The following is a 17256-nucleotide window of genomic DNA, read 5'->3' on the forward strand; positions in this document are numbered from 1 at the left end:
ATTATCCCACCTCATATGCAATATACCGATATTATACCGTTCCCATATGCCCAATACGACCCGGTCCAACAGCCTATTTTCTCCCTCTAAAAAGATGATTTCTCCAATTTCTCCGGTGTTCCGACCCTTTCCGTAGCGAAAACCGGCGTGTTTGTCTGCCATTCTTGCATGGAAATTGTTTCAAGCCCAGCAAGAAGTACAATACCGATCCCGTGGGTGTCATTCAGATTCCAACCCAGTTCATGCTTGTAATAGTGATTCGTGAAGGAGTAGCTGGAGCCACGACATACACCGTATACATTGCCTCTTTTATCAATTGTGCGCTCCGAAAGCCCCTTCCACCCTTGATACGCACTTTGTGCATAGGGTTTCGGATCTAAAAGCCAGCCCATTCGCACCCCTCGGGCATACGCATAGATGAACATGGAGGTACAGGATGTTTCCTCATACGACTCCGGGTCCGTTAATACCTGATGCCACAGTCCGTTTCTGCCCTGCAATGCCAAGTACCCTTCACACAATTCCCTGTAGAACTGAATGAGAACTGTATAGGATGAATGCTCTTGAGGAAGGGCCGTGAGCAGCTCCGATATGGAGAACAGTACCCAGCCGTTGCCTCGGCCCCAAGGGGTCCGTGTTGGCTCACCTCGCTCCACATCGAATACATGGGACATGATTTGACGCTCTGGAATATACAGATACTTTTTATACAAAAGAACCTGTCTTGCCGCTTCATCCAGCAGCTTATCGTCACCCGACCATTCGGCGTATCTACACAGGAACGGGATGCTCATATACAGATCATCACACCACATCGTGTTATCCATTGATCTGGAGACACCAATCTTGCGGTATAAAGTGCCATCTTCCAGACGGGACTGTTGATGCAAAATATAGTCAGCGATATGAGCTGCCGTCTCTGAAACGCCGTCCAACTTGCGTTCCCGATCGGCAAGCAGCATGGTGGCGCCGAAAGATCCACAGTCGTCCAGGCTGTCGATATGGGAGAGCTGATTATTCAGCCCAGCTGCACCATAACGTTCTCTGTCCCATAAGGAGTAGCTGAAACGTGAAGAGGCAAATTCAATGTGATTCAGCACGTAATCTCGAATATCCGATCGTTGACCCGCTTTGCCAAGCTGAAGCAACCCGTATAACGTGACGCCCAGGGGATAGTTCCATCGGCCGAACCATTCATTTTCCAGAAATGGACGTACCTCTCCTTCTGGCAGCTCTGTTCGCCAGTATACGTCTTCACCTGTTCCGCTACGAGCAGTCCGCTTCATCTTCTGGCAGGAAGCCAGATCAATCTCCTGTTCCGCTTGAAAAGGACCCAGGTACAGCCACTTGCCTCTGTGCCCTTTCACATCCAGTGCGGGTGTCAACATCTTATCTGTAGTTGCATCCATACGGAATCCCCAATCCCGGTCTCCACCTACACAGTTCGCTGTCAGATCTTGCACGGCAGCAGACAATGGCAGTTCGAAGCGAAAGCGTCCGGCCTGCTCTTGATGGAATACCACCTTTCCCTCCACCGAGAATTCAATCGGGCTGTAGGCCTCACCAGAGATTAGCATAGCCTCCTTGCCACATTTCGTACCACTTATCTTCGTCCATGCATACGCAGACATGCCACTGGTCAGTCCATACATCCGTGCCAACTGTCCATAAGGCGATGCCTTCTCGTGGTCTTCCTCCCGAGGCAACCAGTTAACGCCAGTGGCCTTCTCTCGCATGGGGCCAGAAGGAATTTCCGACAACGGAAAATCCAACGGCTCGCTGTAGAGCCAGCCTTCTTCCCCATCTCGTTCGAGCGACGGCACAATGAAGTGAAGTGGTTTGTTCTTCCGGGAGCCAGTGCCAAACTGCCCACCTCCCCCATTTTCGCCTGATTTGAATTCAAGAACGAAATGATTCCAGCCTCTGACCAGCCCACATTTTAGTTTCAGAACAGGTATAGCTGGATATTCCTCTTCAGGTGCAGAACCATAGATCAGCACGCCATTATGATATAGCCTAACAGGTCCGAAGCAGGTGATATGAAAAACAAATTCCTGATCACTGTCGCTCCAAAGTTTCGCCCAAGTATAGACATGTTGACCTTTGCTCATGTTGGGAAATAAATCCCCCAGCGGGAAGACGTAGCGGTGATCATCGCACTTGCGCACAAGTCCTGGCCTACTCACTCTGTAGACCGGGGGATGCGGAGAATTGGCTCCAATATATCTTCCAGCAATGCTCATCAGGGCGTGCATAACGTCTTCACCACTCTGATAAGCCATACTCTCCTCCGGTTCAAAATAAACGTGGCTACTCATGTCACTTCTCCTTTGTGCGTGGGTACTCTGCTGTTCCAACCACCCAGCACTTCGTCTACGGTAATCGGCCGATGCTTTTCCACGGATCGCCATACTGCTTCTCCAGCGGCAACGGAATAAGCGCCGTCTTCAGCGCCCGACAGAATTCGGTAAGGGCGTCTCTTATCTTCGCCGAGGAAAATATCCTCCAGCAGCAGCGGATCTCCTCCTCCATGCCCGCCTTCTCGATGGACAACATGGATCGTCTCTTTTGAACCAAAGAGCGGAAAGTAATCGATCGTCTGAACTGGTGTGGGAAAAGGCGTCCGGTCCGGCATATGATACTCCAATGTTTCTAGCCTGCCCTTCGTGCCATTTATCGCCAATCGGTACCCTTCGTATGGAAGTGAGAAATTGACCGAATAACTCATCAGCGCGCCGCCACTATATTTCACGGTTGCGGCATACGTGTCTTCAATCTCAATGGTGGAATCGAAGATACACTGGTCGGGACGGTATGAAGTGTACGGAAACTCCTGCTGGCTTGCTATACCGAGCTGGTTCAGATGGTCATCCGGTACCCGGATCTGACGACTGCGGGACGTCCAGCGGGAATAATAGGCACAATCTTCTGAGACATGGCATGTACGGCAATGTCTCCCGTCCTCCTGTGCCGGATTCCATTCACCTTCAGCCCCGTAATAGTTCAGTGCTCCATAGGCAAAAACTTCAACTGGCTTTTGATTGATCCACCACTGGACCAGATCAAAGTGGTGAGTACTTTTATGGACAGACAGACCGCCTGAGAATGCCCGTTCACGGTTCCACCGTTTAAAATAACTGGAGCCGTGATGGGTATCGATATACCAGTTAAGGTCGATGGAAGTGACGCGACCGAGTTTCCCCTCCTGAATTAATTCCTTGATGCGCATGTGGATCGGCATATACCGATAATTGAACGTTACGATGACGTTGCCCTTACTCCTTGCTTCCGCTTCAAGAATGCGTCTGGCATCAGCGCCTGTAGTCGTCATCGGCTTTTCGGTAATAACATCGAGATCCCGCTCCAACGCGGCAACAATATAGTGGGCATGAGTATCGTCCCTGCCAGCCACGATGATACAGTCGGGCCGAGTCTCATCAACCATGACCCCGAAATCCGAAGCTCCATATACTGCTACTTCTGTGTGCTCAGGAAAACGGGCGCGATAGACTTCAAATCGTGCAGGATCGCTATCCAGCAGGGCGACAACCTCTGAATTATGAGAGAACAGCTCATGAATTGGTTTTGCAAATTGTCCCAATGCTCTGCCGCTGACCCCGCATAGGGCATATCTCTTTTTCATTTTCTCACCTTCTCATACCATTCCTGTACACGCTGGGTGACCACTTCGCCCCCGGAAGCATTCCATTTCTTCACATATTCATCATAAGCCTCGATCGGCAGCTCGCCGATGACAATCTTGGTCAATACCTCTTGAAACAACTTGTGAGACTGGATATCAGGAAAACCTTCATACACAGAGGCTGGCAGACCGTCACCTGCAATTTGCCGTGCATCGGCAGTACTGACTTCGAACATGTCTTTGACCATTTGCTGCTGATCTTCCGGATATGTCTCTTCAATTCGTTTATTCATGTCTTCTGCTGTGGTCAGATTCTTCATACCCAAGGCAAGCGGTTTGTTGTCAGCAGGTGGAAGAATAACTTTGCGTCCATCCTTGACTTCATGCTGCTCACCTTCAAGACCGAAGCGACCAAACTCATCATTTTCAGGATTATAGAAGAAGTCCAGTAACTTCAGCGCATTTGGCGCATTATCCTGTTTGGTGGCTGGGATCATCCATTCCGGTTCACCCATGCTTTTTTGGGTGACAAAAGCTTCAAACCCGTCGGCTTTGGGCAACGGCATTGCTGCAATGTAGGCATCTGGAGCCTGGGTCAGCATCGCATTGTACCTATCTCGCACATTTGCAGGCAAATGGTACCAGCTGCCTACGAGGTTATTATTGATTTTGGCCTGCCACACTTCCCCTTTGTTCAGGAAGGTTTCATTGTCCAGCAGTTTTTCCACATATAACATGCGAATGAACTTGATTGCTTCCCGCATATTGTCGGTAGTTCCTGCGTACTGGATCTTTCCATCGTATTCATCCCATTCGGGATACCCTTCCCACATCGCTACCCCGTACATCGCAAACAAATGGTCCATCCATCTGCCGAATTCCCTGCCGCTTGTTGGCAGTTCATCCGTTTTGCCGTTGCCATTCGGGTCCTTGTCACGGAAAGCTGTGAGTAGCTCGACATAATCATCAGTGGTCTTTGGCATCTCCATGCCCACCTTATCCACCCAATCCTGACGAATTAACGGTGCACGTTCAGGCACAAGGAATACCTTGGGTACATAATAGATTTTGCCATCAGGGGAAGCAGAGCGAACGATATCCCAAGCTTCCTGAGGAATACTCTCCCACACATGGGGTGCATATTCAGGCAGCAGTTCATCCAGTGGTAACGCGCCTCCCTGCTGAATCAGTGTCTGCTCAATGCCTCCAATCGGACGCAGGATATCTGGCAGTTCATCGGAAGCAATCATCAGGTTCAAGTATTCGGATGGCTCCGAACCGGGAGGCGTTGTAATGAGCTCATACTGGACCCCCGTCTGTTCAGCAATGTATTTCACATGTGGATTATCCGCAGTTGGCAAGCTGCCAACGCCCATATGGCTTTTGAATACTTTGACTTTTACAGCTCCACCACTGCCTTCGTCGTTACCAACGTCATTTCCGGAATTTGTAGTAGCAGAGCCACAACCAGCGACCAACAGCATGGCTAGACTGAGCATTAGCGGCATCATCTTGCGACTCAGTTGTTTTCTCATGGAATCATCCCCCTGAACATGATTTATTCTTTCAGTGATCCGAGCAATGAACCTTTCACAAAATACTTCTGTAGATAAGGATACACCAAAATAATGGGAACGCTTGCAAAAAGTATTGTCGCTGCCTTTAACGTGGTTGTATTGAAGTTGTAATCCCCAAGAAACATATTTACCTGGGCCAGTTCCTCCGGGCTGGTTAAATACGCTCGCAGCTTCATCTGCAAAGGCCAGAGCCCTGGATCACGTAGAAACAGTACCGCCCGCTGGAACGTGTTCCAGTATCCCACCGCATAGAACAGACTGACCGTAGCCAGAACCGGCTTGGATAGCGGCAAATAAATCTGAAACAGAATTCGGAAGTCATGGCAACCGTCGATTCGGGCCGTGTCATCAAGTTCTTTGGGCAAGCTCATGAAAAAGGTACGCAGAATGACCATATTAAATGTGCCAATTACACCAGGAATAATCAGGGACCAGATGGAATTCATCATGCCCAGCTCCCTCACCGTCAGAAAGAATGGAATCATCGGGGCATTGAAAATCATCGTAATTACGATGCCCAGCATGACTTGTTTCCGAATCATGAATTCTCTGCGCGATAACGGAAAAGCGGTCAGCACTGAAAATAACATACTAAGCGCAGTACCCACTACCGTAATGAATACGGTTACACCAAACGACTGCCATAAGCCCGAGCTTTGTAGAATGTGTTTCCATGACGCGAAAGTAAAGCCGACGGGCCACAGAAATACTTCTTTGGAGTCTGCCGCAATCGGCGAACTGAGGGAAACCGCAAGCAGATGTAGCAAAGGAAGGAGCATCGTAAAGGCCGCAAGCGTCAGGAAAATGTAGTTGGCGGTTTGGAACAGTTTTTCTCCAATCGTCTGCTTGATCATTACCACAACCCCTCTCCTGATTTTCTCGCAAGCCGATTGAAGACCCAGAGTAGAATGAAGCCAATCACCGACTGAAATAGACCAATCGCTGTTGTTACGCTATATTGCCCTTGCAGGACACCAGAGCGGTATACATACGTTTCAATGATATCCCCTACCGAGTAGGTCATCGGTGTCAGCAAGTTATAGATCTGATCAAAGCCAAGTTCCAGGAAATTGCCGATATTCAGCAGGAACAGGGTTAAGATCGTTGGGAACAACGCAGGTAATGTAATGTAGATCGTCTGTTTCCAACGATTCGCTCCATCCATCACTGCCGCTTCATATTGCGTGGGATCAATGCCACTTACCGCAGCGAGGTATATAATCGTTCCCCAACCTACCTCTTTCCAGATGGAGGACAGCACAACAATAGGTCGGAAATATTGCTCCTGCTGCATATACAGGATCGGCTCGAACCCGAACCATCCACGGACAGCGTTTACAAAACCACCCGAGGCTAGCACCTCAAACACAATCCCCCCGACAACAACCCAGGAGAGAAAATGAGGCAGATAAAACAGACTCTGCAAAAAGCGTTTGGCAATCATTTTTCTCACTTCGTTGAACAAGAGCGCCAGCAGGATGGGAGCAGGAAATCCGATCACCAGTTTGTATAAGGCAATCAGAGCTGTATTCCGAAGCACGTGATAAAAATCCTGATACGTAAAAATAAACTTGAAGTTATCCAGGCCAACCCATGGGCTGCTCCATATGCCTTTCATAATCTGAAAGTTCTGAAATGCAATCACGCTTCCGCCAAGTGGAATGTACTTGAAAATAATATAGAACAAAATGCCGGGCAGGATCATGACATACAACATCCAGTGTTTTCGAATGTTACGCAGATAACTTGGTTTGACGGGTTTGTTGACTTTAACCCCGGGTTGCAACGTTGATGTTTCCGACAGCTCAGCCATACGATCGCGGGCCCCCTTTGACAGAATGATGGTGAATGACGAGCAGGCTCCTCTGTTCACATGTTAATGGAGAGCGGGGTCAGCAACAATCGTTCAATCAGCCATAGCATGAGCCAATCGCTTGCGTGACGCGGGTTTGCAGGATCGGTTCATTCACTGGTGGAATGGTTGGTACTACTTTGGCAACAAAAAAAGCCGCCATAGGCGACCTTTCAAGTCATTCATCAAAGCTATTCTCCCAGAAAGATTACTTCGGTTTCCAATTCAACTTGGAACGTATCATATACTTTCTTCTGAATAAATTGGATCAGATCCATATAATCCTGGGCTGTAGCGTGATCCACATTTACGATAAAACCTGCATGCTTCATGGAAATTTCAGCGCCTCCGATGCGAGTGCCCTGCAAGTTACAATCCTGAATCAGTTTACCGGCAAAATGTCCCTCAGGTCGTTTAAATACACTTCCACAAGAGGGGAATTCAAGCGGCTGCTTGGATTCTCTCAAGAACGTTAATTCCTTCATCTTGCTTGCAATATCTTCCTTGTTTCCTTTTTTGAGTCCGAATTCGGCCTCCAGTATGATATAGTGATCCATCTTGAAGAGACTATTTCGATAACCAAACTTCATCTCTTCTCGCGGGATCTCCAACACTGCGCCGTCTTTGGTGATCACAGTTGCACGTTCAACAACATCGGCGATCTGACCGCCATAAGCACCCGCATTCATGTAGAGTGCGCCCCCCGTGCTGCCGGGAATGCCACAAGCAAACTCCAAACCGGTCAAGCTATGCTCCAAAGCAAGTCTGGATACATCAATGATATCAACGCCGCTTTGCGCAATCATGCTGTCCTCATTCACTTCAATTTGATCGAAGTGGCTAAGAGAAATCGTTACTCCCCGGATGCCCCCGTCTTTAATAATGACGTTTGAGCCTTTTCCAATGACCGTCAGAGGTAACTGATGTAAGTTGGCAATTTCCACGATTTTAGTGATTTCGTCTATCGTTGTTGGATGGATGAGAATATCTGCGTTGCCACCTATTTTAATAAACGTGTGATTTTTTAGTGGTTCATTGAATTTCACTTTTTCCAAAGGTATCTGATGCTCAAAAATATTCATGATTTTCTCTCCCTGCGTTCTCAAAAAGAACATGATTCTTCTATTTTAAATGGAAATGCACTCACTTTACAATCCATCACATTTATTTCACTTCACTTAGCCGTATAATGTATCCTTTCTTCCCTATATTATGATATATGATATTCATCTAACCATGAGGGATGTTACTTTCTCAATTCCTAAGAAAAAATATAAAAAAACGCTACTGACAACTTCAATAGCGCTTGGTTTGTACACCGATTTCGTTACTGTCAAAAATCAAGGATTTACGTGGTTGGCATATCCGTATCTGTCAGCTTGGCCGATAGCTCCCATAAACGAATAGCTTGCTCGGGGTCGATAGCATACTTCTTGACCCCATAGAAACCCCCATCCTCTGGAGCCATTTCACTGATGTCACAATCCTCGCAGTAGACACCACCTTTTCCCTCAAGCTGAGGTGAAGTTGCTGCCCAGACTTGCGTCGCTGCCCCCTGCTCAGGTGTTTTGAACGCAGGATTGGCTACTTGTCCAGATTCATCAATCCAGCCCAGAGCAATCATTTCCTCTTTGGGCATATGACGCTGTAGTGGTGTCATAATTCCGCCTGGATGAACTGAGAAAGCCCTTACTCCGTGCTCTGCACCTCGACGATCCAGCTCAACGCTGAATAAAATAGTTGCTGTTTTGGACTGTCCATAGGCAGGGAATTTCTCATAGCCATGTTCAAATTGGATGTCATCCCAACGAATCGGTGAGAAATGATGTCCCGCTGATGCCAAGGAAACAACACGTGCTCCCCCCTGACTAGTGAGTGCTGGCCATAACAGATTAGTCAGGGCAAAGTGGCCCAGATGATTGGTTGCAAATTGAGCTTCCCAGCCCGGACCTACTCTTGTCTCCGGACAAGCCATGATGCCCGCATTAAGAATCAGCATGTCAATGTTCCGATCACTCGCCAGAAACCGCTCGGCAAAAGCACGAACGCTGGATAAATCAGCGAGGTCCAGTGCATCTATTTCAACACCTTCCAGACCGGAGAGTGCTTCCTGAGCAACAGCAGGACGACGTGCAGTCACCACTACCCGGGCCCCCGCATTAACAAGCGCACGTGTCGTCTCCAACCCGAGGCCGGAATATCCACCCGTTACAATAGCAAGCTGTCCTGACAAGTCCAGATCTCTCAATACATCCTCCGCTGTACTGTTATGATTGAAGCCAGAGCCCATTTTATGTTGTAAAGTTCTAATATTATTTTCCTGTTTCATTCTGTTCATCTCCTTGGCAATATTTCTCTTCTTCTTCAAAGTCTACACCCTAGAGCGTACTCTAAGTCAAATGGAAGTGAATACATCACCTCGCAACTTCTCCATGCAATCTGCAAAAGTAAAAAAGCCGCCAGTTGGCGACTTTCGTTGAAATGATTATAGTCATCCAAGTTACGAATCACCCTGAACGGTGGATAACGAAACAAGGACCGGACTGGCGAAATCAGAGCCCTCTTCTCCTTTTGGATTATGAAGACGGAATAGAAATGCTTCCTCTTCTTCTGATTTCCAGACCATATAATCGCTAATGCCTTCTTCACCAGAGGCCTGAAGATAGAGCTCGGCATAACCAAGCGGGTGTTCTACCAGTTCTCCACTATAATCTGATACCTTACCGGCTTTTACTAATTCTTCTTTACCCGCTGTCTCCAGTTCTGCCAGATTATAATCCGAAGGCAGTGGTTCAATATCCACATAATAGTCAGAGTTACTAGTCAGTGACAGACGGCCTTGAGCAGCATCAAATGTGAATTTCTCGAATACGTACAAGGAAAATCCTTCTCCTTGTTGCAAGGTCGCCTCTAGTGATTGATTGCCATCTGCGGTCAACATTTCAAAACTTGCGGTCTGTGGACGCTCCGTTTCATTTGCTTCTTCTGTTCCATCTGTTTCAGATGGTTGTTCATTTCCTGTTGAAGGTGCTGGAGCAGGTTCACCTACTGGCATTGATGGTTGAGGGCTAGGCAAAGGTTCATTACTACCAGAGCAAGCTGCAAGTGTTAGAACTATAACGACTAACGAGATACTCATCATAATAGAACGTGGTTGAAACATCAGGTTCATTCCTCCCTGTCTATATTCTGCGCTTACATGTTATTACCCATGGCAGAGACTCGGAACCCATAGGTCCAACCTATGAGTTTATCCATAATCAGTATTTCCCTAGGGTCAGGGAAGAACCCTTGATACGGACATCTATTACCGCCAGTGCTGGTTAGAAACGATACATCAAAGTGGTTTTTCTGAGGAAGCCATGTCGGCTTCAATAGAAAGACGCAAGGTGGATATCAATGCCACGCTGGAGGATCAATTGGTGTGGTTGGAGGAAGCGGGGTTTCGCGTGGCAGATTGCATGTATAAATACTTGGACTTTGCAGTGTTTTATGCGCAAAAATAAAAAAAGACCGGATTATGAGCTAGCTATGCCGTAATCCAGTCTTCTCACATATTTTTCATTCTAAATCACTTATTTCAGCGACGCTGGCAGCTTAACGCCGAGAAGTTTGCCTTCGGCTTGGATGATGATCATTCCGTTTGTCTTCAATGTCGTGTTATGCAGATCTCCCCCGGTAGCGACTCGAAAAGCTGGCTGACCCGTCATCCTGTTGAGGGCAAGCAGGGTGCCGTTACGTTGAGCTCGATACATTCCTTTACCGTATAACATCAATCTGAGAAACCGGGGCATAACCATGCCACTGAACCTCCTGACCATTAGCCAGCTTAATGCCTTATAAACATAACGTGTGGTGGGTCCGCATAGTTACCGGATTGTTAAATTATTCTAATAAAAAATCAAAAAAGCCGCCATAAGGCGACTTCCTGAATACGACATTATTTGTGTGACAAGATGCGAATGTGACTTTGTAACGCAGACCCTGCTTTACTTTAGTTGGATCTGGAAGACATCACCGGAGTCCCCACCAAAAACGATAAAACCACTTTTCGGGAGTTTCGTCGATTCCTGATTGGTTGCTACAGAGAAGTCAACCATTTCCCCTTTATCATTATACACTGCATAACCTCCGGTCTTCGGAGAATCCACCGTGATGGATTTGTTACCCGATCGGTCGTCGATCGCATACCACCGGGCTTGACCGTTTGCAGGAATAGTCGTAATTCCTTTTTTCCCACCAAAGATTGGAGTAATCGCATCCTCGGCAATGTATTCCTGCCCATCCTGGAGAAGAATCTCGGCGCCATTCTTTGTGTAAAATTTCAGATCAAACGCGTCTCTTCCATTCATCACAGGAATCTCGGCGATATTCTCTGCGTTGTTTGCATCCATAATTTGCGTGCCATTAGCATAGCCATTTTTGGCATCAACAGACAGGTTCTTGATCAGCATGGATGGAAGCAGATAAAAGATCGATGTTATTTTTTCATCCAACGCGTAATATTTCGAGCCGTCACGAGCTGTCCATTTCTCTTTGGTTGCTGCGTCCAGTGCGTTATGCTCCAGTTTTTGATAATCATACGTGTTCATCACCGTTTGGCCTATGCCGGGTAACGTAATCATGCCCTGAACTTTAACATACACCTTGTCATTACGTTCCTTCACAAAACTAGCTTTTACACTGCCATCCGCACTTGTAAAATGTTCGTCGCCTGTGTACACATATTTCTGCTCAGGAATAATTCCTCCCAGCAAAGCAGGTAGTTGCATCTCACCATCCTTAATCGTTATATCCAATGTCTCTCCTACCGTACCATAGAGACCAGAGTACGAATTTAATTCTGTTGGCATCTTCACTTTGACAGGTGGTGAGAAGGTCTGATCGGGTTTAACCTTGTCAATGATGCCTTGATCCGCCAGAACTTCCAGCAGCACTTTGCTGGCAAACATCTGATTGTAGATGGAAGATCCGCCAGATGATAGAACCGCCATTGAAATATCATGTTCAGGTATAGTGATTAACACGGCATGGTACAACATGGTATCCCCGCCTTTGGCAAGCGCGGTAACCCCATAATCGCTGAAAGGTGCAAGGTCAACCGAATCCCATCCCAAGCCATAATTGATCGTATTTTGCTCATCAGATACCCATATGCCCTTACGATATTCATGAGATTGCATGGCCTTCACAGCAGATTCGGACAGAATATCCGGTCTGTTCCCCATTAAAACCTCTCCGAATTGACTCAATTCTTCTGCGGTAGAGTACACTCCGCCTGTGCCGATAATGTTTGCATTTTCGGTAGGCATCTTCATCTCAAGTGTAGGCCAATAGGTTTCGGATAATTGCGCTCTGTCAAAGGAATCTAGTGGTGTCTTCGTTGATTCCAACTTCAACGGCTCGCTGATGAACTTGGCGATATATTCGCTGTAGCTTAATCCACTCACCCGTTCAACCAGAATTTCAAGCAATTGAAAACCGTCATTGGCGTAGACGGAGTATGCGCCAGGTTTGGATTTCAGTTTTTCGGACTGAAGTTTGAGCAATAACTCATCATGATTGCGGGTGTCATTATCTTCAAACAACATGCTGTTTCCATAATGTGTACCGTAAAGACCGGATGAATGATTCATCAACATGCGCGGTGTGATTTGAGTATAGCGCGCATCTGCCATTTTAAAGTCTTTGATATACGAAGTAAGCGGCTCATCCAGATCTATTTTACCGGAATCAACCAGCTTAATGGCGGCTGCCGTAACAACCATTTTGCTAACCGAGCCTATGCCATACATGCTATCCTTGTCTATTGGCTTCTGTGATGCCTTATCGTGCAATCCGACACTATCTGATAAAATATATTCCCCTTCATCCATGATCGCATATTGCACACTGGTGACACCGTAGTTTTGCACCATCTCCTTGGCGATCTGCTCCGCCCGTGCCTCAATCGTACCGCTGTTATTCGCCTCTGCGCTGACATCTGCCAGCGGCGTAATTACAAGCACCGCTGTACATAAAAGACTAATTAATTTTTTCATCCCATGTCCTCCCTCAAATGTTCTTATGAATGAATTCATCATATCCGGGAAGAGACTGATCAAACGCAAACGGACCCTGAATGGAAAAAAACAACCCCTGAACGGCAGGTTCAGGGGTTGTCGGTGTGGAACGGAAGCACGACCATGTTGTTAAATTTCCGATGCTGATGCTCAATACTCATATGTCCACCATATTTCTCGCACATTCGCGATATATTGGTTAGACCGATCCCATGGTACTCCGGATTGGGTTTGTCACTTTTCAAGTCAACGATCGGTTGTTCCACATGATTCATAATCTGGATGACAAGTGCAGATGATGTGGAATGAATGGCAATGAGGATATATCGATCCTCGGCCTGTCTAACCTTCTTGGAGGCCTCAATTGCGTTATCAAGCATGTTACCCAGCACCACACACAGATCATATCGATCGATCTGGATATGCTGCGAGTGGAGCTGGATTTTGGTGTCGATTTTGATCCCGTTTGCCTGCCCCATAGCCAAGGTATTTGTAACGAGTGCATCAATGACCAGATTGCCAGAGTTCACCCGCTGATACGCACCTTCAATGGTATCTAATGTAGACTTAATATGGTCACCTGCCGCTGCCAGTTCGTTACGTTGGATACATTCATCAATATACAGAAATTGCTGATTGATATCATGGATGATGGATTTAATGTTTTTGAAACTGTGAACGGTCTTCTCATAGTTGGCATCCTGGTAGTCCATCTGACGCTGCAACTGGGTATTTTCATGCGCAAGCTGTACCTTTTCCACCATATTATCAAATACATATACAATGAACACGTTGAGAAATAGCGAGCCTAGTACAGAAAAGACGTAGAATATGTTTTTTTCACTATATATGGAGGCTACATTGATCTGATAGATCGTAATAATGGGTACGATAAGAAACAGCAAATAATAACGATAATGCACGGCAAAACTTCTGCGTTTGGCCACTAAACGTACAATTTGAATAACAATGAACATAATACTGCAACCAACCAGCATCACCTTGGAGAGAATCCAGTGGTCTTCCCCGTTGAACTGTTCCCATGAAATGAAATCTGTGGATTCCAAAACTCCGAGAATATATACAGCTATCGTATTTGCCATTGTAATCAGAACCGCATACAGGATGGTAAAAACAAGCTTGATTTTGAACTCCACTTCATAGGACTGTGCCAGACTGAAGATTAACAGCAGAGCAACAGCAGTAGAAACGATATCAGAGAAGGAAGAGACCAAATAAAAATAACCCAACATGACAAATACCATGAAATAGATCGCTCTGCGCGGCTTTCGTCTGGACTTGCCCAACACAGAATCAAAATAAAAATTCGCCTGAAATGCCATAAGTAAGGTCACAAAGATGATGGAAAAGATCATATAGGTATCCATATCATTGAATCCTCATGATCATATATTTGGTGTAGGCATCCTTGATTTCTTTGACCTTGGATCGACCTATGGGCAGTTCCGTTCCATTCAGCATAATGACTTGGGTACCGGAAAACTTCTGAACATGCATAAGGTTAATGATAATCGAGCGATGTATCTGCAAAAAACCATGGTCTTTCAAACCAGATGCGTAGCTAGATAGAATGCCTTTGGTCTCATGTACATTTTCCTGTGTTACAAAATTCAACTTGTTCTTGATTGTTAAACTTTTGACGACCTCAATCCAGAGAATATCATCATATTTCAGCAACAGTTCATCATAGTCTGATTTGATTAGTACATACTTTTTGTCCAATGCCTGAAAATATTGACACAGCTTAATCATCTTTTCCTCGAAAACTTGCGGCTGGATTGGCTTGATCAGATATTGAAAGGTGATGACATCAAAGCTCTCCACCATATATTCCGGGTAACTGGTCAGAAACATAATCTGTACATCCAGAAACTTCATGATCCTGATCTCTTTAGCGGTCTGAATCCCGTTCATTCCGCCCATCTCCACATCCAAGATGAGAATATTGAATGTGTCCCCAACCTCTCTGTAGTGTGAGAGCAGTTGTTCACCAGATGTGAATAGGCTAATTTGAAAATCAAAATTGGTTTTTAGAGATAAGGAGACCAGCATCGTTTTCACACGTTCTCGTTGCTGCTCCTCATCATCACAGATTGCAATATTGAACATGGGGGAACATCCGCCTTTCATCGACATCGACTCTGAATTTCACTCTCGAATATACTATTTTAGCATAGGTTTCGGAGTCGAATGGGGATGAAATGCATTATTTCGACCCTAAAACGCAGATCAACAAAAAAAGTCGCCACATTGGCGACTCTTGAGCTTGAAACCTTCTCCAGCCATTCCTATGAAAAGTCCGGTCTGTTATTTTGTTTTTTTGGGCACAGCATGGCGGTAATATCGTATTACCTTGCGATACATCGTCTTGTCCTTTAATTGATTGAATATATATGGGTCAGGTTTGACATTCACTTCAATAATCCAGGGTTTCAGACTGTGGTCAAGGCCGATATCTACACCAATTTGCTTAAGATGCGGGTACTTCTTTTTCATATGACGAGCTATCCGCAGGCTAAGCTCATTCATCTCTTGAACCAGTTCATTCCTGCGTTTGGTGGATGCATGTGATTTTAGCAGCTTGTGAATATCCATCGGTGTACCACCACTATGATAATTGGTTACGATTTTCTTTGGATGACCCAGTCGACCGATGATTCCGGTAGCTTCCCAATGTTTGGTCGGGCTTAGCTGTATCATGACACGGATGTCAAAACGTCTGTTATTGTGCTTAAGAAGATGGATTCCTCTCTGAATCAGATAACTTCTTTTATTCACCAGACGAGTCAGACTGTTATAAAACGATTCAAAACTGTCAAACGTCAGGCGTTTTTGCTCGATCTGATAGACAAAATGTTGCTGACTTTCCATCTCGGCCTTAATAACACCCATCCCGAAAGTACCTCTCTCGGGTTTGACATAGACCATTCCATATTTGCTGATCATGGATTTCAGATTCGTCTTGTTATATTTCTGTGTGTCGGGGATAAACGGTTTAATTAATTCATTATTAATGATCAATTTTGTTTTTAACCACTTGCTTCTTAACGGCTGCAACTTATCAACTCCCATGTCGTAAACTCTCCCTTCAGCAACCGCATCAAAGCCTGCTGTTTGATCAAGATCCTGCAAGCATTATATGTAATACCGATAAAGGAACCCTCAACAAAAGCCCCTATTCGTAAAAATGTATATTTGCACATGCCCTGACCAAAACACTTTTGCACACATACCATATAATGAGTCATCACGATTTGTGCAAGGAGTTGAGAAGATGTCCGTCCAGCCTGGAATCCGGTTGAATAATGCGCCTAAGATTGATGTTCTTATACCAGCGATCGAGAAAGATCTGGCTACCCTTCCCCTCGTCATCGATAACATTCGCCGTTATGTAAAACATCCCATTGGAAGCATATATATTGTTTCTCCGGTCAGCACCAAGATCAGAAAACTCTGTTCCCTTAAAAACTGCATTTTTGTTAATGAGCGATCCGTCCTGCCTATAACCAAAAACGACATACACTACCAGTCCTCCCGATGGAATCGGTCAGGCTGGTTATATCAGCAGCTGCTCAAAATGAACGGAGATTCCATTGTGAAGGCAAAGTACTTTCTAGTCATGGATGCAGATACCGTACTGATTAAACCTCATTCATTTCTTGTAGAAGGCAAAACAGTCTTTTACTGCCGTGACTGGAGCCAGCCGGAATATTTCAATACCTACCGCAAGTTGTTAGGCATGAAAGCTCCGCGTCCCCGCTCTTTTGTCACCCATTATATGCTGTTCGACAAATCGAAACTCGCTGCCTTAAAACAGAAAATTGAAGCGGTTCATAAACTGCCATGGTACAAAGCCATCATCTCCAATATCAATAAGAAAAAGCAGTTTGGTTTCTCCGAGTATGAAACGTATGCCAATTTTATGTATACGAAAAACCCAGGCAGCATGGTCCTTAGAAGTTCCAAGAATAAAAGTCTGAATGTGAACGCTTCTTCGTTAAAAGAGCAACAAATCCGCAATCTGGCTCTTAAATATCGTTCTCTTTCCTTTCATAAACGGAAAATCTATAGTAAAGCTCCCTGAGCTTAAGGAGGAAGCCC

The 17256-nt window shown here is 45.8% G+C and carries 15 protein-coding genes; 2 read left to right on the top strand and 13 right to left on the bottom strand.

Going from position 1 to position 17256, the window contains the following annotated elements:
• Positions 1-86 precede the first annotated feature (86 nt).
• The 8 genes from ACDJ59_RS11635 to ACDJ59_RS11670 form a co-directional block, all read right to left on the bottom strand.
• Positions 87-2318, bottom strand: a complete 2232-nt coding sequence (locus ACDJ59_RS11635) for a glycoside hydrolase family 88/105 protein (protein ID WP_413408997.1) — start codon at positions 2316-2318, stop codon at positions 87-89.
• Positions 2315-3643 (bottom strand): Gfo/Idh/MocA family protein, encoded by a 1329-nt coding sequence (locus ACDJ59_RS11640; protein WP_413408998.1) that lies wholly within the window; start codon positions 3641-3643, stop codon positions 2315-2317. Before ACDJ59_RS11640 ends, ACDJ59_RS11635 begins: the two co-directional genes overlap by 4 nt.
• Positions 3640-5178, bottom strand: a complete 1539-nt coding sequence (locus ACDJ59_RS11645; RefSeq protein WP_413409000.1) for an extracellular solute-binding protein — start codon at positions 5176-5178, stop codon at positions 3640-3642. Before ACDJ59_RS11645 ends, ACDJ59_RS11640 begins: the two co-directional genes overlap by 4 nt.
• A gap of 23 nt (positions 5179-5201) precedes the next feature.
• On the bottom strand, positions 5202-6071 hold the full coding sequence (locus ACDJ59_RS11650; RefSeq protein WP_413409786.1) for a carbohydrate ABC transporter permease: 870 nt from the start codon (positions 6069-6071) through the stop codon (positions 5202-5204).
• Positions 6072-6073: 2 nt separating this feature from the next.
• On the bottom strand, positions 6074-7033 hold the full coding sequence (locus ACDJ59_RS11655) for an ABC transporter permease (protein ID WP_413409002.1): 960 nt from the start codon (positions 7031-7033) through the stop codon (positions 6074-6076).
• 230 nt (positions 7034-7263) lie between these two features.
• Positions 7264-8154 (bottom strand): UDP-N-acetylmuramate dehydrogenase, encoded by an 891-nt coding sequence (gene murB, locus ACDJ59_RS11660; RefSeq protein ID WP_413409003.1) that lies wholly within the window; start codon positions 8152-8154, stop codon positions 7264-7266.
• A 266-nt stretch (positions 8155-8420) separates the two neighbouring features.
• The gene (locus ACDJ59_RS11665) at positions 8421-9401 is read right to left on the bottom strand and encodes an SDR family NAD(P)-dependent oxidoreductase (protein WP_413409005.1); all 981 of its coding nucleotides are present in this window, start codon (positions 9399-9401) and stop codon (positions 8421-8423) included.
• Between the two features lie 171 nt (positions 9402-9572).
• Complete coding sequence (locus tag ACDJ59_RS11670; RefSeq protein WP_413409007.1) at positions 9573-10235, bottom strand: hypothetical protein; 663 nt, start codon at positions 10233-10235, stop codon at positions 9573-9575.
• Positions 10236-10434: 199 nt separating this feature from the next.
• Between ACDJ59_RS11670 and ACDJ59_RS11675 the strand changes: the two genes are divergently transcribed.
• A complete protein-coding gene (locus tag ACDJ59_RS11675) occupies positions 10435-10578 on the top strand; it encodes a hypothetical protein (protein WP_413409009.1) in 144 nt (47 codons plus the stop codon).
• A 69-nt stretch (positions 10579-10647) separates the two neighbouring features.
• Here ACDJ59_RS11675 and ACDJ59_RS11680 read toward each other — a convergent pair whose 3' ends face one another.
• From ACDJ59_RS11680 to ACDJ59_RS11700, 5 genes are all read right to left on the bottom strand, one after another.
• A complete protein-coding gene (locus tag ACDJ59_RS11680) occupies positions 10648-10872 on the bottom strand; it encodes a hypothetical protein (protein ID WP_413409010.1) in 225 nt (74 codons plus the stop codon).
• A 189-nt stretch (positions 10873-11061) separates the two neighbouring features.
• Entirely contained in the window at positions 11062-13113 is a 2052-nt protein-coding gene (locus ACDJ59_RS11685; protein WP_413409012.1) for a serine hydrolase domain-containing protein, read from the bottom strand.
• Positions 13114-13223: 110 nt separating this feature from the next.
• Entirely contained in the window at positions 13224-14522 is a 1299-nt protein-coding gene (locus ACDJ59_RS11690; RefSeq protein WP_413409013.1) for a GHKL domain-containing protein, read from the bottom strand.
• A 1-nt stretch (position 14523) separates the two neighbouring features.
• Positions 14524-15264 carry a LytR/AlgR family response regulator transcription factor gene (locus tag ACDJ59_RS11695; RefSeq protein ID WP_413409015.1) on the bottom strand — a complete coding sequence of 247 codons (741 nt, stop codon included), beginning with the start codon at positions 15262-15264 and terminating at the stop codon, positions 14524-14526.
• A 198-nt stretch (positions 15265-15462) separates the two neighbouring features.
• The gene (locus tag ACDJ59_RS11700; protein WP_413409017.1) at positions 15463-16227 is read right to left on the bottom strand and encodes a YheC/YheD family protein; all 765 of its coding nucleotides are present in this window, start codon (positions 16225-16227) and stop codon (positions 15463-15465) included.
• Between the two features lie 202 nt (positions 16228-16429).
• Between ACDJ59_RS11700 and ACDJ59_RS11705 the strand changes: the two genes are divergently transcribed.
• Positions 16430-17239: a DUF6492 family protein gene (locus tag ACDJ59_RS11705; protein WP_047842887.1), complete on the top strand. Its 810-nt coding sequence runs from the start codon at positions 16430-16432 to the stop codon at positions 17237-17239.
• Positions 17240-17256 lie beyond the last annotated feature (17 nt).

Source organism: Paenibacillus amylolyticus (assembly GCF_047302515.1).
Classification (GTDB): Bacteria; Bacillota; Bacilli; order Paenibacillales; family Paenibacillaceae; genus Paenibacillus; species Paenibacillus amylolyticus_G.